The 22,837-nt window shown below is 68.3% G+C and carries 24 protein-coding genes, 1 tRNA gene, 1 rRNA gene and 1 pseudogene; 16 read left to right on the forward strand and 11 right to left on the reverse strand.

The window, feature by feature from the left end; translation table 11 throughout:
- Positions 1–10 precede the first annotated feature (10 nt).
- Positions 11–125: ribosomal RNA gene (gene rrf, locus Q8N19_RS03180) — 5S ribosomal RNA — on the forward strand.
- Between the two features lie 76 nt (positions 126–201).
- A tRNA-Met gene (locus Q8N19_RS03185) sits at positions 202–278 on the forward strand.
- 61 nt (positions 279–339) lie between these two features.
- Here the strand turns inward: Q8N19_RS03185 and Q8N19_RS03190 are convergent.
- The 3 genes and pseudogenes from Q8N19_RS03190 to Q8N19_RS03200 all read right to left on the reverse strand — a co-directional run.
- Positions 340–468, reverse strand: a complete 129-nt coding sequence (locus Q8N19_RS03190) for an exopolysaccharide biosynthesis protein (protein ID WP_305588187.1) — start codon at positions 466–468, stop codon at positions 340–342.
- Between the two features lie 44 nt (positions 469–512).
- Positions 513–1,772, reverse strand: coding sequence for a type II toxin-antitoxin system HipA family toxin (locus Q8N19_RS03195; protein WP_305588188.1), 1,260 nt, complete (start codon positions 1,770–1,772; stop codon positions 513–515).
- A 959-nt stretch (positions 1,773–2,731) separates the two neighbouring features.
- Positions 2,732–2,956, reverse strand: a pseudogene (locus tag Q8N19_RS03200) (transposase); the annotation flags it as partial.
- 53 nt (positions 2,957–3,009) lie between these two features.
- Here Q8N19_RS03200 and Q8N19_RS03205 point away from each other — a divergent pair.
- From Q8N19_RS03205 to Q8N19_RS03220, 4 genes are all read left to right on the forward strand, one after another.
- Entirely contained in the window at positions 3,010–3,213 is a 204-nt protein-coding gene (locus Q8N19_RS03205) for a hypothetical protein (RefSeq protein WP_305588189.1), read from the forward strand.
- Between the two features lie 162 nt (positions 3,214–3,375).
- A complete protein-coding gene (locus tag Q8N19_RS03210) occupies positions 3,376–3,753 on the forward strand; it encodes a helix-turn-helix domain-containing protein (protein WP_305588190.1) in 378 nt (125 codons plus the stop codon).
- A complete protein-coding gene (locus Q8N19_RS03215; RefSeq protein WP_305588191.1) occupies positions 3,753–3,971 on the forward strand; it encodes a hypothetical protein in 219 nt (72 codons plus the stop codon). The genes Q8N19_RS03210 and Q8N19_RS03215 overlap by 1 nt, the downstream gene beginning before the upstream one ends.
- Before the next feature lie 183 nt (positions 3,972–4,154).
- A complete protein-coding gene (locus tag Q8N19_RS03220) occupies positions 4,155–5,339 on the forward strand; it encodes a patatin-like phospholipase family protein (protein ID WP_305588210.1) in 1,185 nt (394 codons plus the stop codon).
- A 35-nt stretch (positions 5,340–5,374) separates the two neighbouring features.
- On the opposite strand, the gene Q8N19_RS03225 is transcribed toward Q8N19_RS03220, so the two are convergent.
- Positions 5,375–6,943, reverse strand: coding sequence for an AMP-binding protein (locus Q8N19_RS03225; protein ID WP_305588192.1), 1,569 nt, complete (start codon positions 6,941–6,943; stop codon positions 5,375–5,377).
- A gap of 158 nt (positions 6,944–7,101) precedes the next feature.
- Here Q8N19_RS03225 and Q8N19_RS03230 point away from each other — a divergent pair, with 158 nt between their 5' ends.
- Entirely contained in the window at positions 7,102–7,713 is a 612-nt protein-coding gene (locus Q8N19_RS03230; RefSeq protein ID WP_305588193.1) for a TetR/AcrR family transcriptional regulator, read from the forward strand.
- Here the strand turns inward: Q8N19_RS03230 and Q8N19_RS03235 are convergent.
- The 3 genes from Q8N19_RS03235 to Q8N19_RS03245 are packed head-to-tail and all read right to left on the reverse strand — an operon-like array spanning position 7,710 to position 10,607.
- Positions 7,710–8,579, reverse strand: coding sequence for a TetR/AcrR family transcriptional regulator (locus Q8N19_RS03235; protein WP_305588194.1), 870 nt, complete (start codon positions 8,577–8,579; stop codon positions 7,710–7,712). The genes Q8N19_RS03230 and Q8N19_RS03235 overlap by 4 nt on opposite strands.
- A 19-nt stretch (positions 8,580–8,598) precedes the next feature.
- Positions 8,599–9,444 (reverse strand): hypothetical protein, encoded by an 846-nt coding sequence (locus Q8N19_RS03240; protein ID WP_305588195.1) that lies wholly within the window; start codon positions 9,442–9,444, stop codon positions 8,599–8,601.
- A 23-nt stretch (positions 9,445–9,467) separates the two neighbouring features.
- Positions 9,468–10,607, reverse strand: coding sequence for an amidohydrolase family protein (locus Q8N19_RS03245; RefSeq protein ID WP_305588196.1), 1,140 nt, complete (start codon positions 10,605–10,607; stop codon positions 9,468–9,470).
- Between the two features lie 144 nt (positions 10,608–10,751).
- Here Q8N19_RS03245 and Q8N19_RS03250 point away from each other — a divergent pair, with 144 nt between their 5' ends.
- Both Q8N19_RS03250 and Q8N19_RS03255 read left to right on the forward strand, forming a co-directional pair.
- A complete protein-coding gene (locus Q8N19_RS03250; RefSeq protein ID WP_305588197.1) occupies positions 10,752–11,939 on the forward strand; it encodes an acyl-CoA dehydrogenase family protein in 1,188 nt (395 codons plus the stop codon).
- 32 nt (positions 11,940–11,971) lie between these two features.
- A complete protein-coding gene (locus Q8N19_RS03255; protein WP_305588198.1) occupies positions 11,972–12,754 on the forward strand; it encodes a dienelactone hydrolase family protein in 783 nt (260 codons plus the stop codon).
- 2 nt (positions 12,755–12,756) lie between these two features.
- Here Q8N19_RS03255 and modC read toward each other — a convergent pair whose 3' ends face one another.
- Genes modC through modA form a run of 3 tightly spaced genes read right to left on the reverse strand, consistent with a single transcriptional unit; the run spans position 12,757 to position 15,008 of the window.
- A complete protein-coding gene (gene modC / locus Q8N19_RS03260) occupies positions 12,757–13,584 on the reverse strand; it encodes a molybdenum ABC transporter ATP-binding protein (protein WP_305588199.1) in 828 nt (275 codons plus the stop codon).
- Positions 13,581–14,246, reverse strand: coding sequence for a molybdate ABC transporter permease subunit (modB, locus tag Q8N19_RS03265; RefSeq protein ID WP_305588200.1), 666 nt, complete (start codon positions 14,244–14,246; stop codon positions 13,581–13,583). Before modB ends, modC begins: the two co-directional genes overlap by 4 nt.
- Positions 14,247–14,249: 3 nt before the next feature.
- Positions 14,250–15,008 (reverse strand): molybdate ABC transporter substrate-binding protein, encoded by a 759-nt coding sequence (gene modA, locus Q8N19_RS03270; protein WP_305588201.1) that lies wholly within the window; start codon positions 15,006–15,008, stop codon positions 14,250–14,252.
- Between the two features lie 149 nt (positions 15,009–15,157).
- Here modA and Q8N19_RS03275 point away from each other — a divergent pair, with 149 nt between their 5' ends.
- From Q8N19_RS03275 to Q8N19_RS03305, 7 genes are all read left to right on the forward strand, one after another.
- The gene (locus Q8N19_RS03275; RefSeq protein ID WP_305588202.1) at positions 15,158–15,949 is read left to right on the forward strand and encodes a TOBE domain-containing protein; all 792 of its coding nucleotides are present in this window, start codon (positions 15,158–15,160) and stop codon (positions 15,947–15,949) included.
- Between the two features lie 96 nt (positions 15,950–16,045).
- Positions 16,046–16,426 carry a hypothetical protein gene (locus Q8N19_RS03280; protein ID WP_305588203.1) on the forward strand — a complete coding sequence of 127 codons (381 nt, stop codon included), beginning with the start codon at positions 16,046–16,048 and terminating at the stop codon, positions 16,424–16,426.
- A 153-nt stretch (positions 16,427–16,579) separates the two neighbouring features.
- On the forward strand, positions 16,580–18,091 hold the full coding sequence (locus Q8N19_RS03285) for a PepSY-associated TM helix domain-containing protein (RefSeq protein WP_305588204.1): 1,512 nt from the start codon (positions 16,580–16,582) through the stop codon (positions 18,089–18,091).
- 81 nt (positions 18,092–18,172) lie between these two features.
- Complete coding sequence (locus Q8N19_RS03290) at positions 18,173–19,111, forward strand: LysR family transcriptional regulator (RefSeq protein WP_305588205.1); 939 nt, start codon at positions 18,173–18,175, stop codon at positions 19,109–19,111.
- A gap of 85 nt (positions 19,112–19,196) precedes the next feature.
- Positions 19,197–20,234, forward strand: a complete 1,038-nt coding sequence (dgcN, locus tag Q8N19_RS03295; RefSeq protein WP_305588206.1) for an N-acetyltransferase DgcN — start codon at positions 19,197–19,199, stop codon at positions 20,232–20,234.
- Positions 20,192–21,193: an N-acetyl-D-Glu racemase DgcA gene (gene dgcA / locus Q8N19_RS03300; protein ID WP_305588207.1), complete on the forward strand. Its 1,002-nt coding sequence runs from the start codon at positions 20,192–20,194 to the stop codon at positions 21,191–21,193. The genes dgcN and dgcA overlap by 43 nt, the downstream gene beginning before the upstream one ends.
- A gap of 57 nt (positions 21,194–21,250) precedes the next feature.
- Positions 21,251–22,564, forward strand: a complete 1,314-nt coding sequence (locus Q8N19_RS03305) for a dicarboxylate/amino acid:cation symporter (protein WP_305588208.1) — start codon at positions 21,251–21,253, stop codon at positions 22,562–22,564.
- 15 nt (positions 22,565–22,579) lie between these two features.
- Here the strand turns inward: Q8N19_RS03305 and Q8N19_RS03310 are convergent.
- Positions 22,580–22,837 (reverse strand): SH3 domain-containing protein (locus Q8N19_RS03310; protein WP_305588209.1); only part of this gene is annotated, 258 nt, incomplete at its 5' end.

The following is a 22,837-nucleotide window of genomic DNA, read 5'->3' on the forward strand; positions in this document are numbered from 1 at the left end:
GTTTCGTTGACCTGGTGGTTATGCCGAGAGGTCCCCACCCGATCCCATTCCGAACTCGGTCGTTAAGCCTCTCTGGGCCGATGGTACTTCGTCTTAAGGCGCGGGAGAGTAGGTCGCCGCCAGGTCTACCAAACGGATGAAGTCATCAGATCAAACCCTTGCCAGCACATAAGGCGCAACACCACGCGCCAACTCATCTGCCGCGGGGTGGAGCAGCCCGGTAGCTCGTCAGGCTCATAACCTGAAGGTCACAGGTTCAAATCCTGTCCCCGCACCCAAATCACCTCAAAGCCGCCGTACGTATCCCGTCCGGCGGCTTTTTGCTGTCTGGCCACCGCCTCAGCCCAGCACCGCCCAGCCCACCAGAGCGATCGCGGCGAGGCCTACGGTGAGGGCGATGAGCACCACCGCCCCGTCGCGGGCCGTAAGCCCCAGGCCAAAGACCGTGATCGTGGTCGCGCTTTGCATCGCCGCGGAACTGGGTCTCCTTCCGACCGGCTAGACAAAGCTGTTTATTTTGGCGTCGAGAAGTGTGCCGCCACAGTATGGTGGGCGGCCGAGATCTCTACGCGCGAAGCCTTCGTTACCCCGGCCTCCGCCGCAAAGCGCCCCCAGTCCGCTACTGCGGCGCGGACCTCGTCGATGACGGCGCCGATCAGGCGGTCGGGCAGGCCATGCCGACGCCCGAGCGCACGCACCTGCTCGCGGGTCGGGTTTTTGCCCTCACCCTCGACGTCGAGATAGTGCTCGCCGCCAGGCCCCGCCGAATAGGTCAGGTCGTAGGCTGGGGCTAGGCGCCACCCCCCAGTCTTGTCCATCAGGTAGCTGTGCTGCCGCGTGTGATCGTCCCGATTACTGGCCAGCACATTGAAGACCATGCGCCGGAAGGCGGCATGCAGGTCGTCAGCGTGGCGGGTGATGGCCAGGGTCGCGCGCAGAAAGAGATCGTAGCTTGCGGGCGTGCGCCACGGCGCCTCGACCGCGCCGCTCAACGAGACCATGTGCACGCGCCGACCGGGTTCTGGGCGATCGAAGCGGCGGGTGGCGAAATAGCCGGGCCCCGTCTTTGACTCCAGCAGGCGATAGGGGGCCATGGCCAGACCGGCGGCCATGGCCATGGCCGCGTAGGCCGCTTCGATGGGACCGATGTCGGGAGGATCGTTGGTCGCGGCGAACTTGACGATCCAGGCCTCGTGGCCGGCGGCGGTCTCGCCTTCAGAGACCGAGACCCGCCCTTCGGCGTCGAACCCGACGTGAACCTTGGGCCTGGCGCCGCCCGAGCCGCCAGCCAGGGCGGCCAAGGTGTCGGCCAGCGTGCCCTCGTGGCCGGTCAGGATCGCCGTCGACTCGGCGGCCAGGGCGTCGAGATTGAGGCTTTCGACCTGCGGCGGCGGCGCGGTCGCCGGGTGGTAGGTCAGGGCCCCGCGGCCGTGGTCGCCGACCAGGGCCAGCCGATCCAAGGCGCTCAGCGTCTCGATGGCGACGCCGAGCTTGCTCAAGCGTCGTCGCATGACCAGAGAGCCCCAGCCTTCGGGCAGGCTGTCAGCGAGAAAGCCGTGCAGACCTTCAAACTCCCCGCCGCGCGCGGGATGAAGGCCAGGTTCCGGTGGATAGAGCAGGGCCGAAACCGGGAGCGGCGCGGCGATCAGCTCCGGCGACCATTCTAGCTGCGCCAGACCGCCGGCCATGGCCAGCCGGCCGACGCGCAGAGTGGGCTGGTCCTCGCCAAAGGTCAGGCTGGTGGCCAGCGGGGTCCCGGGCGCCAGCTTCATGGGCGGGGCGCCTTTGCAGATCGTGACCTGGACGCCCGCACACGCGGCGGCCGTGTCGCGGCGCTGGCGGCCTGCTGCGCCAGGAGCGCATCGAGGCTACTGGCCGCAGGGAGCGGAAACAGCTCGTTCAGCGCATCCTCGCAGCGCAGGGCGACAGCGGCCTTGACCATGTCCTCCAGCGAGGCTTGACCTTCGGTCTCCAAACGCCGCCAAGTCCGGTAGGCGACGCCGGCCCGCTGAGCGGCCTCCAGCTGTGGCCAGCCCAAGGCGACCCGACGCGCTTTGATGCGCCTCGCGAGGTCTTGCAGGATTTCGGAGGGCGTCCTCAGCATTGTCCATATATGGACAGTTGATGCGAAAGCTGCAAGGTAATTGTCCAAAAGCATGCCGCTGCGGAGTGAGTGGCGAGCGTAGGATGACGGAGAGCGACGGGCGGGCGTGCTCGGCCCCGCCGGGTGCCGCGGCTCCTACGGGTCCGCCCCTGCCAGCGCCTGGACTTGGGCAGCTTATCGCCAAGGTGTACCCCGGCGGAAATGACCCGATAGGTCGGGTGCGACCTGTTCGTCTCCGATGCGCCCTTCGACCACATCGCCCCTGAGGCCAAGCTGGTGCTGGTGGGGTTGACGCTTGGCGGGCGGCGGGCGGCGGGCGTCGGAGATCATGCGGGTCACGCGGCGGGAAGGCGGCGGCTACAGGCTTTAGCTCGCTTGGAGGGTTTCATCCTCGTGGTCGAGCAGGCCGTGCTCCCGTGACCTTGCCCCCAACCTTGGACGAGGCCGGGTCGGGATTTCTCGCCGGTCTGACCTTGCCCCAATCATCAGCTAGGCCACAATCACCAACGACGGGCGCCCGATGTCACAACGGACGGTGCGCATCGCAGCACCCATAACACATCAAAGCCGCCGTACGCTCAAACGTCCGGCGGCTTTTTGACGTCCGAAACGCAGCATCTCTCAGGCCAACGAGAAATCCGCCACCAGCTTTCGCAGCCTGGTGCTCTCGTCTTCCAGCCGCTTTAGCCGCTTCATCTCCGTCGGCAGCAGGCCGTCGTATTTCTTCTTCCAGTTGAAGTAGGTCGCCTGGCTGATTCCGGCCTTGCGGCAACTGTCCGCCACCGGCATCCCATCGGCGCCTTGCGTCAGAATGAACGTCTTCTGGGCGTCCGAAAACCTCGAAGCCTTGATCGTCTTCCGCTACCCCCAGCCTGGGAAATCGGCGCGGAAAACTCTAGCTGACTGTGAAGGTCGTTGGCGTTGCAAAGACGATCGCCAATTGCTTCTGGTATCGGAACAAGATCGGGCTGTCGGTGGCGATCGAAGGCCTTCAGGAAGCGCTGCGCCAACGCAGGACGACGTCCGGCGAGATCGCCAGGCAGGCCGAGCAAGGAGCAGTCGCCACGATCATTCGGCCCTATCTTGAGGCGTTGACCGCCAATGGCTGAGATCAAGAATATTGGCGTCTGAGTCCGCGCTCGCCGATTGCAGGTTTCCAAAGCGAGGCGATTGTGACCCGGGCGGACACGGACCGAAATTCCTGGCCATGGATACAAGTCGTCATATATGACCATTAATTCTGTTCAATACGTCAAATATGGACGATTGAGATGGGTTCCCCCAAGGCGAAGCCAGCACTGGAACGACTGGGCCAGGATATCCGCAACGCGCGTCTGCGGCGTGGTATCGCAGTGGCGGATCTCGCCGTGCGCGCAGGAACCTCGCCGAGTTCTATCGCCCGCCTCGAACGGGGGGATCCCGGTGTCGCTATTGGAACGCTTGCCGACATTCTTGTTGTGCTGGGCCTTCTGGAGCGGCTCGCTGACCTGATCGATATCCGCAAAGACGATCTGGGGCTCGCGCTGATAGCGGAGCACGGACCGCGGCGGGGCCGCTCTTTCGCGGCAAGGCTGAAAAGGCAGAAGGCTCAGACGGAAAAAGAGCAGGATCGGCAGGACGTTGTGGACCCTGACGGGGCTTCCTTCTGATGGCCGATTTCGTCGCCCATGTCGCGCTTGGCGAAGGCCGGACGTCGGTGGGCCGATTGCGATTTACCCATGCCCGGCCACGGCAATTCTCGACCTTCGCCTATGGTCCAGAGTGGATCGAGAACCCGCGCGCCTTCGCCATACAGCCCGATTTCCCTCTCGAGGCCGGCGTACGCTCAAACGTCCGGCGGCTTTCTGACGCCCGAAATTCTGCGTGACTCGACTCACTCGATCGGCGGGAGGTCATTTTCCGGGCCGTCCACTTGGCCGCGGTCGTGGCTTCGGGCCTCGCGGACGTGGTCTCCAAGGATCGCCCGCTAGACCTTGTTGAGCTAAACTGCGGTGGATACTGCTGCGCAGACCAAGGGTCTTTTACGGCGGGATGGCCGAGACTGTCAGTGATGCGCCAAGACCAACGGCCCCGCCCTACAGCGCGCCCCGCTCGAAACACGCGTCTACCTGCCCCGGTTGGAATGCGGGCGCGCCTCAAGGGTTTTGAAAACGTTCGCCTGAGCGTGGAGGAAGCCGAGGCGTCCCTCAATGAAGCGGCGGATCGGCTTTCTATTCCTCGATCGGCCTGGAGTGGCGAAGACTTCAACGTCCTCGCCATTTCCGGCGGCGCGGCTGGCGGCGCCTATGGCGCCGGCGTCTTGGTCGGGCTGACACGGGCGGGGCGGCGGCCGAATTTCGCGATCGTGACGGGAGTCAGTACGGGGGCGTTGATCGCGCCTTTCGCATTCCTCGGGCCCCAGTGGGACGATCGACTTCAGGACGCCTACACCGGCGGCCACGCCGCTGAGGCCCTAGGGCTAGGAGGTCTCTCGCCCGGCCTGGAGCCAGGTCTGTTCCGCACCGTGGCGTTGCAGCGGCTTATCCATCCCTTTGTCGACGAAGCCCTGGTGTCGGCGGTGGCGGCGGAGCACCGGCTGGGACGGCGCTTGCTCGTCGCCACAACCGATCTGGATTCCGAAAAGCCGTGCGTCTGGGACATGGGCGAGATCGCCCTGAGAGGTGGGGGCAAAGCGACCAAGTTATTCCGCGACGTGCTGGTGGCGTCCGCCAGCCTGCCAGGTCTCTTTCCGCCGCACCGCTTCACGGTTGAAGTGGAAGGGGTCGCCTACGAGGAAGCCCATGTGGACGGGGGGGTGACGGCGCCGCTCTTCATCATGCCTGAGGCGCTCCTTCACTGGCGAAAGCTTGGCCGCCGGATGCAGCGTGGTCGGGTCTATGTCCTCGTGAACACCGTCCTGGAGGCCGCGCCCCGGACCACAGCGCTCAACCTGCCTGCAGTCCTCGTCCGCAGCTTCGACACCATGCTGAGGGTGTCCTATCGTCAGGCGCTGAACATCGCGTTGACCTTTTGCGTGGCTCACAACCTACCGCTCTCTGTCGCCTCCCTGCCGGACTCGCCGGCGGCGACGGAGAATGGAGGCATGCTGAGCTTCGATACGGCCGCCATGCGCAAGACCTTCGATGAGGCCGTCGCATCGGCTCAAGCTGTGGACTTCTGGCGAACGCCGGGCGTCCGCCCCGAGCCCTGGACTGACTTGCTTGCGTCTTTCAAGGGCGGTGCGGACCCGCCTTGAGCGTCCTTGAGCGTCCTTGTGCGCGGCGCGCGCCTTCAAATTGCGCGGGCCCGGCCTTCCCAGTAGGGCGCGCGGACCTTGTTGCGCTGGATCTTGCCGGCCTCGCTGCGGGGCAGCTGGGCGGCGAAGTCGACCTTTCGGGGGACCTTGTACTTGGCCACAGCCTGGCGGGCATAGGCGAGGATCTCGTCCTTCAGAGCCTCGGAGGGCTCATAGCCGTCGGCCAGTTCGATCACCGCGCGGACTTCCTCGCCATACTCGTCGTGGGGCACGCCCACGGTGCAGGAATCGGCCACCGCCGGGTGCTTGATGAGCTCGTTATCGATTTCCTGCGGGTAGATGTTGACGCCGCCGACGATGATCGTCTCGGCGCTGCGGCCGGTGAGGAACAGGTAGCCGTCCTCGTCGAAAAAGCCGACATCACCCATGGTGAAATAGCCGTCCCGGCGGCCGGAGTCGGTCTTGGCGCTGTCCTTGAAGTACTCGAACCCGCCCTGGTCGGCCAACCGCATGTAGATCGTGCCGGCCTGGCCTGGGGGCAGCTCGTTTCCGGCCTCGTCGAGGATCTTCGCCGCCTCGGGATCGGGGCGCCGGCCCACCGTGCCTGGCTTCTTCAGCCAGTCCTGGGACGTCACCCAGAACCCAACGCCGCCCTCTGAGCCGGCATAGTATTCGAACAGCACCGGCCCCAGCCACGCGATCATGGCCTGTTTGACCTCGGGCGGGCAGGGGGCCGCCCCGTGGGAGATGCGGCGCAGGGAGCTGAGATCGTAGCGGGCGCGCACATCCTCGGGCAGACCCAGCAGCCGCTGGAACATGATCGGCACGAAGTGGCTGCGGGTGACGCGGCGGGCCTCGATCGTGGCCAGCACCTTCTCGTTGTCCCATTTTTCGAGCAGCACCGTGGGCACGCCGTTCACCAGGGCCTTGCGCACGTCCCCGGCCATGGGGGATGCGTGATAGGCCGGGCCGGTGCAGAAGTGGACGTCGTCGTCCTGATAGGCCGGGTCATAGGTTGGGATGGGCGCGTTGGGCTTGTAGACGCCCTTGGGGCGGCCCGTCGTCCCCGACGAATAGAGCATGGTGTGGCCGCGCACCGGATCGGCGATGTCCTCGCCGGAATGGGGCGCGAGGGCGGCCTCATAGTCCAGGAAGCCCGGCAGGGGTCCGCCGATCGCCACCTTCAAGGTCAGGCGTGGGCATTGCTCGGCGGCATGGGCCGCGCCGGCCACCGAGGCCTCGGCGAACAGGGCGCGGGCCTCGCAGTTGTCGATCACATAGGCGATCTCGTCCGGCGTCAGGTGCCAGTTCACCGGCGTCATGCGCAGGCCACAGCGCTGGGTGGCGAACAGCACGTCGACGAACTCGGCCCGGTTGGGACAGAGGAGCGCGACGGAATCGCCGGGCTTCAGGCCCTGGTCCTGCAGAAGCCGGGCGATCCGGTTCGCATTGGCGTTGAGCTGTCCGAAGGTGCGGGTCGGCCCCGACATCTCGAAGACGGCGACCTTTTCCGGCTGCCGGGCGGCCCAGAAGGCTGGCGCCATGCCGAGCTCCGCGGCCGCCTTCAGGGCGGTTGCATCCTTGTCGTCGAGTCGTCCGGCCATGGGGCCTCCCTAAGCCAGCCTCAACGCTCTCGAGGGCGCCTTCCCAGGTGGCCAGCCCGGCCAATATGCCGCACTAGTGGTGCGAATGTCACTAGCGCCCGGAGGGCTTCCGCACAGCGGAACTTGCGCGGCTGACGGACCCGGCCCACAAATCCCCCATGAGGTCCGAAACGGCGCAGAGGGGTGGGCGCGCCCGGCTTTCCCCTGAGGTGCGGCGGGGCGAGATTCTCGACGCCGCCGAGGTCTTGCTCGTGGCCCATGGCGGGTTTCCCCTGCCGCTCGAGGCGCTGGCGCGCGCCGCTAAGGTCAGCAAGGCGCTGATCTACGCCTATTTCCCCAATCAGCACGATCTGGCCAATGCGCTCCTGGCCCGCCGATTTGCAGCGCTGCTTGCGACGGGGCTGGAGGCGGCTGCGGCGCGGACAAACCTGTTCGACGCCGCCCAGGCCTGTGGGGCGCTCTATTTCGACGAGGTGGCCCAGGCGGGGCCGGTGGCCCATATCGTCCTGCGCGATCCCTTCATGGCGGGCCGGATTGATCCTGAGTTGGCCGCCGTCCGCGACCGGCTCGCCCGGCGGCTGGCGCGGCTGGGCCGGCTCACCCTGCGCCTGTCGCCCAAGGAGGCGGTGGCGGCGCTCAGCCTGATGACCACCATCCCGGAGGAGGCCGGTCGCCTCGTCCATGCCGGCGACCTGACTCCCGAACGGGGACATGAGCTCACCACGCGCCTGATCGGCTCGTCCCTGCGGGCGCTGACGCCAGACCTCTAGCTGCGGCCCTCACGCAGGATCTCACGATTGCCGCCCGTGACAATGGCCAGGCTCAGGCGCTCAGCCATGGACAGGGGGATCTTCTTCTCGGCCAGCAGCCGGCCGGCCCGCAGGCAGACTGCGGTCAGCACCACGGTCGCGCCGCGGGCCAGATCGGCCTCGACGCCGTAGCGCGTCGTCAGCCGCTCGGTCATGCGCCGCCGGGAATAGCCGCTCTGGGCTTCCCGCTCGGCCCGAAGGCCGGCGCGCACCTCGGGACTGTTGAGCAGCCGCTGGATCAGGGCACCGCGTTCTTCCACCTGGCGCAGATAGGCCAGGGTCGAGAGGGTCACCCGGGTCAGATTGTCCTGGCCCCGCTCGATCTCGGCCTGGCGCTCGTCATTCATGGCCGCCAGCTCCCGGCGGGCGAGCGCGATCAAGAGGTCCGCACGGCGGGGAAACAGGTTGTGGGCCTGGGCTTCGCTGAGGCCCGTCTCGCGGGCGACGCGTTTCATGGTCGCCGCATGCAGGCCCTCACGGGAGATGATGGTCGCCGCCGCGGCCATCAGCTGGGCTTGCCGAGCCTCCGGCGCCAGGCGGGTGCGGTCCCGGCGCGTGCGTCCCACCCGGGCCCCGAGGTCCACCTCGCCGTCCACGCCGGCCGGCGCCGGCGGCAAGGCTGGACGTTCGGCCTTCTGGGCGTTCCAATAGCCGCGCCCGGGGTAGGGCACCAGCAGCCGGTCGCAGATCTTGGCCAGCCCGTTGCGGCTGATCCCCCACTGGACCGCCAGGGTCGAGAGCGGAGTCGTCCAGACCTGGTCATAGAGCGCCTCCCGCGTCAGGCGCGGCGCGGCGGAAGTCTCAGCTGGGGGGCGCGGGGCGGCCATGGGGCCAAGGCTTACCTTCTTAGGACGGCCTGGCCCAGAGGGGCGAGGAGGCTTTCATGAAGCGGATCATGAAGGTGACCGTGGCCACGTCCTTGCCTGTCGCCGCATCGGCGATGTCCACGTCGTACCAGGCGTTCTCGGTCTTGGGGCTCTCGGTGAGTTTCAGCATGGTGGTCCGCCCGACATAGTCATGGCCCGCCCTCAGGGGCCCGTCGGCGATGCGGATCTCCAATGCGCCAAAGAGGCCCACGGACTGGTTCACCTTGGCCAGCACCGTGGGGCGGCTGATATGGGCCAGCCGCACGAGGTGAGAGGGGGGGAGGACCCCCTCATCGTAAAGGGGGAGCCGCTCGGTGATGCGGCCGAGCGACTTCTCCAGCGCCTCAAGCTCGATGCGCATGGGGATGTCGGTATTGGTGTCGCCGATCTTGTATCCGGCCAGGATCCGAAGCGCCCCAGGCGACGCCAGAGCCTGGGTGGCCATGCGGCGGGCCATCTCCGACTCCGCGTCACGGGTCTCGCCGCTGGCGGTGCCGATGCAGACCTGGACGCCCTCGCGGTTGAACATGGTCAGGCGCGAGCGGGGGCTGGCGGCCTCCATCACCGCCTTCACCTCTTCGCGGTCCACCGTCGCCTGGGTGAAGTGCAGAGACATGTTCCCGCGGGCGAACCAGTCGGCCCCATAGGTCTCCACCAGCAGGGGCGCGAACTGGTCCATGTGGACCGAGCCTGGCACCGTGCCGCCCTTGAAGCCCAGCTTGGAGGCCACCTCGTCATTATGGATGGAGCCCGGCGCCTGCTGGAAGCCGTTGTGGGGGCTACGAAACTCGCCCTCGATGATCTTGCCCTGAACGGTCTCGGTCATGGCGCTTTCCCTGCTGCTGGCGCTCAGAACGCGCCCATCATCTCTTCGAAATTGCGGCTGTAGAACCGCTCCCGGTCGTCCTCGCTGAGGCCGTCAAAGGTCCGCTCGAACCGGCCGATGGGGTCAGTGGTCCCCTCGGGGTGCGGATAGTCGCTGGAAAACAGGAAGAGGTCGGCTCCGGCGTCGGCGATCAGATGGCCCACATCCTCGCCCGGAAAAGGGGTGAATTTGATGTGCTTGCGCATGTATTCCGACGGCTTCATGGCCAGGGCCTTGAGCTGCGGGTCGGTCTTGGAGAAGCTGCGATAGCCCAGGTCGATCTGGCGCAGGAAACCCGGCACCCAGGCGGCGCCGAACTCGATCACCCCACCGCGCAGGTCCGGGACCCGGTCGAAGAGGCCGTCATAGACCATGGCCGCCAGGAACATCTGGGCCGAGAAGGGCAGGACGATGAAGTCCTGGAAGCGCAGGTTCTCGCCGCCGCCGTGCAGGTCGGGCGACCGCGGCTTGCCATTGTTGTTGTACTGCTTGGGCAGAACCCGTGACCCCTGGCCGATGTGCAGCATGAAGGGGATGCGCTTCTCCGCCAGCAGCGACCAGAATGGATCGAGGTCTGGGTGGCCCGGCGAGCGGTCGCCGGCCGGGGTCGACGGGACCCAGAAGGCGCCGCAGCCGAGCTCTATGGCCTCCTGAGCGATCTCCACGGCCTTCTGAGGATCGTCCAGCGGCACGAAGCCGACGCCGATCAGGCGCGGGTCGGCGCAGAAGGCGGCCATGGCCTTGTTGTGCGCCCGGGCGCCGGCGAACAGCACCTCCGGGTCCGCGGCGCCGCGGAAGTGGGCGAGCGATGAGGTGGCGAACACCAGCTGACGGGAAAAGCCCAGCTCATCGAGGGCGCGCTTGCGCTCCTGCGCGTCGAAAGCGCCATAGGCGATCCAGCCCTTGGGCCCGTCCACCAGCTTCTCAGCGGCCTTTTTCGCGGCCTCCGGATCATCGGCGCGGGCGCGGGCGGCGGCCACCTGGGTCTCGATCCGCTCGGCGGACTTGCGCGCCTTCAGGTGATCGAGCAGCGGCCCCTGGGCGTGGGGGATCAACCAGTCGCCCGGCTCCATCACATGGCTGTCGGCGTCGTGAAAGACGCGGCCGCTGGCATAGGGGGCCATGGGGTTTCCTCTGTCGTGTTCTTTTTGACGAAGACACCAATACATAAGACCGACCGGGGTGCAACCGTCGGGCGATGGCCGGGATGGAGCCCTGCCAAGGCCTCCTTGTTGACGATCGCACCAATCAAATCTACCCAAGACTCCATGACTGAACTCGACGATCTGCGCGCCGTCGCCCGCGCCTGGGTGGCTGAGAACTTCCCGCGGGAACTGGCTGGCCGGGCGCCGGTCATGGGGCAGCAGGACGCGGCCGACCCCGAGGCGATCGAAACCTGGAAGACCCGCTTGTGCGCCCAGGGCTGGGGCGTCCCCACCTGGCCGGTGGAGTACGGCGGCGGGGGGCTCTCTCCAGCTGGCGCGCGCGTGGTCCGCGAAGAGATCCGCAAGGCGGGCGGCTGGAACCCTATCGGCTGGTCCATGGGGGTGCGCATGTTCGGCCCCACCCTCCTTGAATACGGAACCGAGGCGCAGAAGCAGCGGCACATCCCGCCTATCGCCCGGGGCGAGACCCGCTGGTGCCAGGGCTATTCGGAGCCGGGCGCAGGCTCTGACCTCGCTTCGCTGCAGACGCGGGCGCAGGACGCTGGCGACCACTTCGTCGTCAACGGCCAGAAGATCTGGACCTCCGGCGCCCAGTACGCCGACTGGTGCTTCTGCCTGGTGCGCACCGACACGACCCGCAAGCATGAGGGCATCAGCTTCCTGATGATCGACATGGCCACGCCCGGGATCGAGGTGCGCCCGATCCGGCTGATCTCGGGCTCGTCGCCCTTCTGTGAGACCTTCTTCACCGATGTGAGGGTCCCCAAGGACAACCTGCTCGGCCCGCTGAACGGCGGCTGGACGGTGGGCAAGCGCCTGCTGCAGTACGAACGCCAGCGCAGCGAGGACGCCCCGGCGCGGCCCGGTGAGGGCCGGCCCCTGAACGAGGTGGCGATCGCAAAGATCGGCCGCGGTCAGGATGGGCGTCTCGCCGACAGCGATCTGCGCCGGCGCCTGACCGAGCACCTGATGGACAGGAAGCTGCTGCGCCTGACCATGGACAGGGCGGCGGCCGAGGCCAAGGGCGCCGGTCCCAGCGCGGCGACCTCGATCCTGAAAAACGTCTCCTCGGCGGTGAACCAGACGCGCGCCGAATTGCTGCTGGAGATCTATGGCCACGGCGGTCTGGGCTGGGAGGGGGAGGGCTTCGAGCCAGACGCCCTGGCCAATACCCGCGAGTGGCTCTCGGGCAAGGCCTCGACCATCTATGCCGGCTCCTACGAGATCCAGAACAACATCATATCCAAGCGCATCCTGGGTCTGCCCGATCCGGCCGGCGCGGCGGCCTGACATCACAAGAAAAAGTAAACCCAGGGGACGAGATGGACTTCATCGGAGAGAAGACCGCTGACGGCGTCACGCGGCGGGAATTCCGGCTGCAGGTGGGCGGCGACTCTGTCCCCGGCTGCGTCTGGGCGCCGGAGGGGGCCAAGGGGGCACGGCCGCTGATCCTGCTGGGCCACGGGGGCTCGCAGCACAAGAAGGCGGCCAATATCGCCGGCGCCGCCATCACCCACGCTCAGACCCTGGGCTATGCGACCGTGGCCATCGATGCGCCGGGGCACGGCGATCGCATCACCCGCGAGCAGGCGGAGAAGGCGCGCGCCGCAGCTTTGGCGGCCGGCCGCGCCGCCCAGGAAGGCAAGCGCCCCGAAGGCGGCGAGCGCCCGAAGATCTCCCGTGACCCGGAGACCGTCGCCAAGGTGACCGCCGAGTGGAAGGCGACCCTGGACGCGGCTCAGGCCCTCGACTTTGTCGGCTCAGACCACCGGGTCGGCTATTGGGGCGTCTCCATGGGGACCCGCTTTGGCGTGCCCTTCGTCGCCGAGGAGCCGCGGGTCGCCTGCGCCATCTTCGGCCTGTTCGGCGCATTTCCAGGGCTGGAAGATCACAAGGCCGCCGCCGAACAGATCCAGGTCCCGCTGATGTTCGTCTACCAGTGGGAGGATGAGCTGATGAAGCGGGACCAGGGGATCGCGCTCTTCGACGCCTTCGGCTCGACCGAGAAGACCATGCACATCAATCCGGGCCGGCATGTGGAGATCCCGGCGCATGAGCGGGACTCCTGGCTGGCCTTCTGGAAGCGTCATCTGGAGCCGGCCTGACCTCACCGCCCCCCATCTGAGGTTCGCCAGGGCGGGAGACCGGCCAAGAGTGCGGCGAGAGTCAGCTGGGCGAGTTCCGGGGGGACGCCCGTCGCGCAGAGGTCTTCAAACAGCCGCTCTGGTCCGACCTCCGCCAGCCGCGCGGCCAGCCGGGCGCCTTGCGCCTCGTCCCGAGTGTCGATGACAGGCCCCGTCCGGCCCTCGCTCAAGGTGATCTGCCGGTCGCCCAGCCGGGCGGCCTCAGCCGGATCGTGCGTGACGTAGAGGATCGGGATGGCGAGGTCGCCGTGGAGGCGCTCCAGATAGGGCAGCACCTCGGCCTTGCGCGCCCCGTCGAGACTGGCCAGCGGCTCGTCCATCAGCAGCAGGCGCGGCTGGGCCAAGAGCGCCCGGCCGATGGCCACCCGCTGACGCTCGCCGCCAGACAGCCGCGCCACGCCGCGCTCCAGCAGATGTTCCAGGCCCAGCAGGGCGACCACCTGATCGAGGTTGATCCGCTGTTCGTCCCGGGTCCGCTGAAAGCCGAACAGCAGATTGCGCCGCACCGACAGGTGGGCCAGCAGGCTGGCCTCCTGGAAGACATAGCCCACCGGACGCTGATGGGCGGGGAGGAAGCGCGCCTCGTCCTGCCAGACCTCGCCCTCGACGACGAGGCGTCCGGGCAGCCGCTCCAGACCGGCCACGCAGCGCAGCAGGGTGGTCTTGCCGCAGCCCGAGGGTCCGAACAGCACCGTGACCCCAGCCGCCGGGGCGTTGATCTCGGCGTCGAGGGTGAAGTCGCCAAGCCGGCCACTGAACCTCGCTTCGATCCGGCCAGGGGCGCGGCTCACGGGCGCAGCCGCCCGGTCCGCCGCTCGATCAGCAGCAGGCTCAGCATGACGGCGAAGGCGAAGACCAGCAGCAGGCCGGCCAGCTGGTGGGCCTTGTCCCATTCCAGGGCCTCGACCAGCCTGTAGATCTCGATGGAGAGGACCTCGGTCTCGCCGGGAATGCCGCCGCCGATCATCAGCACCACCCCGAACTCGCCGATGGTGTGGGCGAAGGTCAGGATCGCCGCCACCAGAAAACCGGGCCGGGCGAGCGGCAGGGCGACGCTGAAAAAGGCGTCCATCGGCGAGGCGCGCAGGGTGGCGGCCACCTCAAAGGGGCGCTCCCCGATGGCCTGGAAGGCGTTGCGGATCGGCTGTACGGCGAAGGGCAGGGAGTAGATGATCGAGCCGATGACCAAGCCCTCGAAGGTGAAGGCCAGGGTGCGTATCCCAAACGGCTGAAGCGGCGCCATCAGCGGGCTGTCAGGACCCAGGGCCAGGAGCAGATAGAAGCCCAGCACCGTTGGCGGCAAAACGATGGGCAGGGCCACCACCGCGCCGACGATCTCCTTCCACCAGGCCTGGCTGCGCGCCAGCCACCAGGCCACCGGCGTGGCCAGGATCAGCAGCAGGACCGTGGTGATCCCCGCCAGCTTGACGGTCAGCCAGATGATCTCACCCATGGCTCAACCGACCTCATAGCCGTAGCGCCGGATGATCGTCCGGGCCTCTGGTCCTTTGAGGAAGACCACGAAGGCTCTCGCGGCTGCATTGTCGGCGCCCCGCTTCAAGAGGACCGCCTGCTGATCGATGGGGCTGTGGTGGGTCGCCGGCACGATCCAGCGAGAGCCACGCCTATGGCCCACGACCTGGGACAGGGCCACGAAGCCGAGTTCGGCCGCACCGGTGTCGGTGAACTGATAGGCCTGGGTGATCGAGGTTCCCGTCACCAGTCTGGCCGACAGCCGCTCGGAGAGACCGAGTTTGCGCAGGGTCTCCACCGCCGCCAGGCCATAGGGCGCGGTCTTCGGGTCGGCGATGGCGAGCTTTGCGAAGCCGCCGCGGGCCAGGATCGCGCCGGCGCCGTCCACCAGGCCCGGCGTCCGGCTCCAGAGCACCAGACGCCCGGTGGCATAGGTGAAGCGCGAGCCTCGGACCGACAGGCCGTCTGCCTCGGCCTTGATCGGCCGCTCGGCGTCGGCCGAGAGGAAGACGTCAAAGGGCGCGCCATTGGCGATCTGGGCGAAGAACTGCCCCGACGACCCGAAGCTCAGCACAGCCTTGTGGCCGGTGGCCGCCTCGAACCGGGCGGCGATCTCCCGGGCGGGTTCGGCGAAGTTGGCGGCCACCGCCACGCGTGTCTCGGCGGCCCGGGCCGGGGCGGCGCAGGCGACCAGGGCGAGGCTGCCGAAGAGCCCGGCGAGAACAGTGCGGCGCGCGGTCATCTGCCCCCCTCGGCGAAGCTCATCCGGCTTGGTTATGTAGTTGCGCTATATAACGATGTCGCCCATCCATAGGCAATCGGAGGAGGCTGAAGCCAGGCCTGGTGTTGACGGCTCCGATCATCCGTCGCGGCGAACAGGAAGGATCAGCCATGGGGACCGAGGGGGATCTGACCGCCGCGCTCACCTTCCAGCGCGGCGGCGCGCGGGCCAGCCTCGAGCGGGTGGCGCTCCTGGAGGCGATCGCCGAGCTGGGCTCGATCAGCGGCGCCGCCAAGCGCCTGGGGCTCAGCTACAAGGGGGCCTGGGACGCCGTCCAGGCCATGAACAACCTGTTTGAGGGGCCGCTCATCGCCGCCGCGCCGGGCGGACGCGCGGGCGGCGCGGCCAGCCTCACCCCGCGCGGGCAGGCGGTGGTGACGGCCTTCGGGCGGGTGAGGGTTGAACTGGAGGCGACCCTGGCCAAGCTGGAAACCCATCTCGGGGAGGGGGCCGGTCGGGACCTGTTCTGGAGTCTGGGCATGCGCACCAGCGCCCGCAACGCCCTGCGCGGGACCATCAGCCAGATCACCGCCAGCGCGGTGAGCGCCGAGGTGGAGCTCGACCTGGGGGAGGGGGTCACCATCACGGCGCTGCTGACCCGGCAGAGCGTCGAGGACCTGGGCCTCAGGATCGGCGCCCCGGCCATCGCCCTGATCAAGGCCAGTTTCGTCATGTTGGCGGTGGGGGAGGGCTTGCGAACCTCGGCCCGCAACCAGATCCCCGGCCAGGTGAGCGCCCGGGTCGATGGCGGGGTCAACAGCGAGATCACCCTCGATATCGGCGCAGGCAAGTCCCTGGTCGCCACCGTCACCCGCGACAGCGCCGAGGCCCTGGGCCTTGCTGTCGGCGTCCGGGCGAGCGCGCTGATCAAGGCGCCTCACGTCATCCTGGCCGTGGAATAGCCTCCACCATCGGGCCTATGGACGCCCCATCCGGCGCCTGCTAATCGCGCCGCCATGGGTTGGGGCATGAACAGGCTGAGGGGAGCGCGCGTCTTTGTGGCGCTGGTGCTCGTGACCCTGCTGTTCCGCGCCCTCGTGCCCACCGGCTACATGGTCGAGACCAGCGAGGCCGAAGGCGTGCGGATCGCCATCTGCACCAATCAGGGCTTGGCCGAAATGACCGTCGACCCGTCCACCGGCGCCATGCGCCTGGCCTCGGACGTCTCTGACGACCCAGAGGACGACGAACCTCGCCCGGCGGCGCCCTGCGTCTTCGCAGGCGGCCTTCAGGTCGCCCCGCCCGATGAGGGCGTCCATGTCGAAGCCGTCGTCTATGACGGGCCTGCGCCGCGCTCGGCTCACGCCCGGGCCGAGCTGTTCGACCGCGGCCTCTTTGCGCCGCCCCCCTGGTCCACCGGACCTCCACAGGCCCTTTGACGTCCCGCCGCCTGGCCTGAACCGGCTGGGCGCGCTTCGCCATGCGGTGGGCATGGGGGCCATGGGCCCCTCCGCCCCGCCGCGCGCCTGCCTATGCCCCTCAGCCTTTCGAGGTTTTCCATGTCTTCTGTTGAGCGCCGTGCGTCGGCTCCAATGGCCGCCAGCGCCCGGCTGCGCGCCCGCATGATCTGGCTGCACCGTTCCATCGCCATCATCGGCGGGCTGATCCTTTTGCTGTGGGGCGCCTCGGGCCTGATCCATGTGTCCATGAGTATGTTCGGCCCCCAGCCGGCCAAGTTCTTCCCGCCACAGCGGGCGATCGACCTGTCTTCGGCCAAGCCCCTGGAGGCGATCCTGGCTGAGGCTGGGGTCGCGAGGGCGGCTGCGGTGAAGGTGATCGTCGGCGAAGGTGAGACCCTGCTGCAGGTCACCGAGACCCAGGATGCCGCCCGCCGCTACTTCCGCCTGGCCGATGGGGCGGAGCTGGCGAACCACGACGCGCGCCACGCGGTCTTCCTGGCCCGATATTCCACCGGCGCCGAGACCGAGCCGGTGCAGGCCATGACCCGGGTCACCGCCTTCTCAGACGCCTATCCGGCGGTGAACCGCCTGCTGCCGGTCTACCGGGTGGAGTTCGACCGGCCCGACCGGCTGACCGCCTATGTCTATACCGAGACCAACGCCCTGGCCTCCCTCACCAACCGGCGGCAGGCGGTGCTGCTCACCGCCTTCCAGTGGATCCACACCTGGAGCTGGATGCCCAAGCCCCTGGAAGGGTTGCGGGTGGTTCTGATGGCGGCGGGGCTCGTGACCCTGATCCTGATGGCGGTCTCTGGGCTTGTCATGCTGGCGCTGATCCGCCGGGGCGCGCCGGCCCCAGGGGTGCGTGGCTGGCACAGGATCGCCGGCTATGTCCTCTGGCTGCCGATCCTGGCCCTGGCCGGCAGCGGCCTGTTTCACCTGATCGTCCACAGCGGGCCGGACGGTGGGCGCACCCTGACCCTGTCGCCGCCCCTGGAGCTGGCCGGCGCGGCCTATCCGATCCAGGCCCGGTGGGCGGAGGCGACCCGGGGGCTGGAGGTCAACAGCCTGTCCCTGGTCCAGTCGGCCACAGGGGGCTGGTTCTATCGGCTGGCCCTGGCCGGCGACCGGAGCCATGGCCCCCAGGGCCACCATGAGATGCGCCATGCGCGCTTCGACGGCCGCCCCCGCCAGGGGGAGGTCGTCTATCTGGACGCCGCCACCGGGGCGCCCTGGGCGGGGGGCGACCGGGCCTACGCCATCGAGCTCGGCGAGCGGTTCACTCGCGTCGGCCGGAAGCAGATTGAGGATGTCAGCGTCGTCACCGGCTTCGGCGAGGGCTATGACTTCCGCAACAAGCGCCTGCCGGTCTGGCGGCTCGACTACGGCGCCCCGGTCAACGCCGCCGTCTATGTGGACACCGCCAGCGGGGTCCTCGCCGACGTCACCCCCGATGCGGCCAGGCCGGAACTGGCCAGCTTCGCCTATGCCCACAAGTGGGGCTTCCTCGCGCCGCTTGGCCGGGATGTGCAGAACATCACCATCGGTGCGGTGGTGTCGCTCTGCCTGATCCTGATGGGCGTCATGGGCCTGAAGATGGATCTGAAGCGGCGGGGCAAGGCGCGCGGCCGGGCGCGGAAATAGGCGCGGTCCCGGGCCGGCGCCTCTGGGCTGACCAGCCGTGGCCGCCCTTGCGAGGGGGGTGTCGGTATGGTCTGAGGGGGCATGGAACCGACCGGCGCCAATCTCCCCTCCATGAACCTCCGGCACATCGAGGTCTTCCACGCGGTCTATCGGGCGGGCTCGATCAGCGCCGCGGCCCGCGCCCTCTATGTCTCGCAGCCCTCGGTCAGCAAGGTTCTGAAGCACGCCGAGGGGCGGCTGGGCTTTCCCCTGTTCCGGCTGGTCAAGGGGCGGCTGACGCCCACCGACGAGGCCCACGCCCTGTTCCGGGATGTGGACGAGATCTATACGCGCATCGAGTCGCTGAAGGAGACCACCCGCAACCTGCTGAAGGGCGGCTCGGCCCATATCGGCCTGGCGGTGCTGCCGTCCCTCGGGCTCGGGGTTGCGCCCCGGGCGGTGGCCCAGTTCCGCCAGAAGCATCCCGGCGTGACCTTCACCCTGCAGACCCTGCATGACGAGGATGTCCTGCGCGCCCTCTATGAGCGCAAGGCTGACCTCGCGGTGGCCTATGACGCGCCGCGCCATCCGAGGCTCGCCCACACCCGCATCGGCACCGGCGAGCTCGTCCTGCTCTATCGCCGGGACTATCTGCCCGACGCGCCGCCGCGCCTGGGGATCGAGAGCTTCAGCGGCCACGAGCTGATCAGCCTGGCCGGCAGCGGGCCGGTCGGCGCCCTCTATGCCAGCGAGGTGGTGCGCGGCAGCCTGACGCGGCCCGAGGGCATCGTGGTCCAGACCTATTATGTGGCTGCGGCCCTGGTGCGCCACGGCGCGGGCGTGGCCATCGTCGATGAGTTCACCGCCCGGGAGAACCAGGGGCCCGACCTGGACTTCCGGCCTTTGATCCAGCCGGCCAATTTCGGGGTCTACTGCATCTATCTGGAAGACCGCCCGCTCTCGAAGATGGCCCGGGCTTTCGTGAATACTCTGAAGGCCGACATCCAGGACCAGCAGCAGGCGCATAACCCGGGGCTATAACCGATCTCTCACTTGCGAGCTTCGCGCGCGGCCCAGTTGCGCGATGATCAGGGCCTAGCGTCGCCCCGGCCCGAAGTGAGAGATTATGATCCCGCCGCCCTACCTGCTCTATCTTGGCGACTCCCAGAATGAGCTGTCTGTCAAAACCTCCCGCGGGGTCGCCTACTGGCGGCCGGAATGGAGCCTGGGGGAACACCGGGGGCCTGAGTGCACGCTCACCCTGGGCCTGCCGCATCTGGGCTTCGCCGAGGCCGCCGAGAAGGGGGCCAAGACCCTGATCGTCGGCGTGGCCAACGCCGGCGGCGTGCTCGGCCCCAAGATCGTCGCCGATGTGGTCGCCGCCCTGGAGGCGGGGCTGCATGTGGCGTCTGGCCTGCATGAGCGGCTTACGGAACATCCCGAGATCGTCGAGGCCGCCCAGCGGCGGGGCCTGTCCCTGTTCGACGTGCGCGAGCCGCCGAAGAAGATGGCCGTGGGCAATGGCCGTCCCCGGGCTGGTCACCGCCTGCTGACCGTCGGCACCGACTGCTCGGTCGGCAAGATGTACACGACGCTGGCGCTGGAGCGGGAGATGCGCGGCCGCGGCATGGCGGCCGACTTCCGGGCCACCGGCCAGACCGGCATCTTCATCGCCCAGTCGGGCGTGCCCATCGATGCGGTGATCGCCGACTTCATCTCCGGCGGGATCGAGGCGATCAGCCCGGCCCGCCACGACGGCGGCTGGGACCTGATCGAGGGACAGGGCTCCCTGTTCCATCCCTCCTATGCCGGGGTGTCGCTCGGCCTGCTGCACGGCGCCCAGCCGGACGCCATCGTCCTGTGCCATGAGCCGGGCCGCCCGCACATGCGCGGCCTGCCGGGCCGCGATCTGCCGGACCTCCAGGCCTGTCTGGAGGCCAACCTCGCCTCGGCCACCCTGACCAATCCCGGCGTGACAGCGGTGGGAATCGCCTTCAACACCTCAAACCTCGCCCCGGATGAGGCGCGCAGGCTCTGTGACGAGACCGCCGCGCGCTTCAACCTCCCTTGCCAGGACCCCGTCTCCATGGGCGTGGACCAGATCGTCGACAGGTTAGTGGAATGCTTCGCACCCTCTCAGTCCGCGCTGAACATTGGCCGCTGAGCACGCCGTTCCGGATTTCCCGCGGGGTCAAGACCGCCGCTGACGTGGTGGCCGTGACCCTGGTCCAGGATGGCCGCCAGGGGCGCGGGGAGGGGGTGCCCTACGCCCGTTACGGGGAAACGATCGACTCGGTCCTCGCCCAGGTGAACGCCCTGGGCGAGGACCTCGCACGCGGGATGAGCCGCCAGGGCCTGGCCGAACGGCTGGGTCCGGGCGCGGCCCGCAACGCCATCGACTGCGCCCTGTGGGATCTCGAAGCCCGCCTGGGCGGCCGTGCGGTCGCCGAAACCCTCGGACAGCTCCCGCTCCATCCCCTGGTGAGTGCGCTGACCGTCAGCCTGGATACGCCCCAGGCCATGGGCGCGGCGGCCGCACGGATGACCGGCGCCACCCTGATCAAGGTCAAGGTCGACCAGAATGACCCGGCCGCCTGCCTCGCCGCCGTCCGCGCCGCAGCGCCCGACGCCGACCTGATCGTCGATCCCAATGAAAGCTGGACCCTCGACATCCTGGCCGCCCTGCAACCGACCCTCGCCCAGCTTAAGGTCGCCCTGATCGAGCAGCCCCTGCCTGCCGGCGAGGACGCCGCCCTGGCGGGCTTCACCAGCTGTGCGCCGATCTGCGCCGATGAGTCGTGCCATGTGGCCGCCGACCTGCCGGGCTTGAAGGACCGCTATCAGGTGGTGAACATCAAGCTCGACAAGAGCGGTGGACTGACCGAGGCTCTGGACCTGTTGCAGCAGGCCCGGGCGATGGATTTCGGCGTCATGGTCGGCTGCATGGTCTCTTCCTCCATGTCGATCGCGCCGGCCTTCCATGTGGCCCGGCATGCGGACTTCGTCGATCTCGACGGACCGACCTGGCTGGCCAACGACTATGCCGGCGGCGCGGTCCAGCGCGGCGCCCACCTGACGCCGCCGCAGGGCCTGTGGGGCGTGCCCGACGGCGCTGAGGCCTGACCGGCCACCGCTTCGGCGGACGAGCACGGCGCGACCCCGCACCTGGAGACCAAGCCGATGACCGACCTCGCGTCCGATCCTGCGCCCGATGACGGGTCTCAAAAGGCCGGCGGCTTAGGCGGCCTTGTCCGCCGCTACTGGCTGGACGTCACCCTGTGGAAGCGGATCCTGCTGGGGCTGGTGCTGGGAACCGTGCTGGGCCTCGTCATCGGCGAGCAGGCTCTGGGGATCAAATGGGTGGGCGACCTCTTTGTGCGGCTGATCCGCATGATCGTCACCCCGCTGGTCTTCTTCTCCATCGTCTCCGGCATCGCCGGCATGGGGGATGTGAAACGGCTCGGCTCCATCGGGGCCAAGACCCTGGTCATGTATCTCGCCCTGACCGTCGTGGCGGTGTCGGTGGGGCTCAGCCTCGGGACCCTGTTCCAGCCCGGCTCCGGCATGGACTTCGCCGGCACAACCCCTCAGGTGCTCGGCGCCGCGCCGACGCTGGGCGAATATCTGATGAGCATCGTGCCGCTCAATCCGTTCGCCGCCCTGAATGAAGGCAACATCCCGGCCATCATCTTCTTCGCCATCCTGATCGGCCTGGGCATCCTGATCATCGGTGAGCCCGCCGCTCCGGCCGCGCGGCTGTTCCAGATCGGCTCGGACATCATGCTGGTCCTGGTGCGGGTCATCATGGAGCTGGCGCCCTTTGGGGTCTTCGCCCTGGTGGCCTGGGTCATGGGGACGTCCGGGCCCAGCACTTTCGTGCATGTCTTTCTGCTGGCCGTCGCCCTGGTCCTGGGCTGTGCGTTCCAGACCCTGATCATTCATGGGGGCGTCATCCGCCTGATCGCCCGCCTGCCGGCGGTTCCTTTCTTCCGGGACATCGCCGACGCCGTGATCGTCGCCTTCTCCACCTCCTCCAGCGCCGCGGTCCTGCCGGTGGCCATGCGGGTGGCCGAGAAGAATCTGGGGGTGAGCCACACGGTGGCCTCGACCACCCTGCCGCTCGGCACGACGCTCAGCATGGACGGCACCGCCCTCTATGTGGCCCTGCTGGCGGTGTTCTCGGCCCAGGCCTTCGGCGTGGACATGAGCGCGGCCCAGTATCTGATGGTGGGCCTGGTCTGCGTTGTGGTGGCGGTGGGCACAGCGCCGGTGCCCTCGGCCTCGCTGTTCATGCTGGCCGCCGTCCTGCAGGTGATCGGTCTCAGCGCTGAGCAGACGGCCCTGGTGGTGGGCTTCATCCTGCCCTTCGACCGCATCCTGGATATGACCCGCACCGTGCCCAACGCCACCAGCGACCTGGTGGTGGCCGTCACCGTGGCCAAGTGGGAGGGTGAGTTGGACGAGGTCGCCTATCGCGCCAAGCCGGTGGAGTAGGGCGGCGAAAGCCCGCTACCGGGGCGGGCCCCAGACCCAGATCAGGTTTTCCTGCCGCGTCCAGCCTGTCCGCCCGTCCCCCAGCCGCACCTCGCGCCAGCCGAGATAGGATCGCTCGACCCGCCCCACGGCCCCGCCGGCCAGCTGGATTTCGGCGGCCTCGGCCGGGGTGTCCACTGGCAGGGGGCGCAAGGGACCGGCGCCCCAGATGACCACAGCCTGAGAACTTCCAAGCGCGCCATAGCCGGCCAGGGCGGTGGCGCTGAGCAACAT

Source organism: Phenylobacterium sp., from assembly GCF_030693405.1.
In the GTDB taxonomy this organism is placed as follows: Bacteria; Pseudomonadota; Alphaproteobacteria; order Caulobacterales; family Caulobacteraceae; genus Phenylobacterium.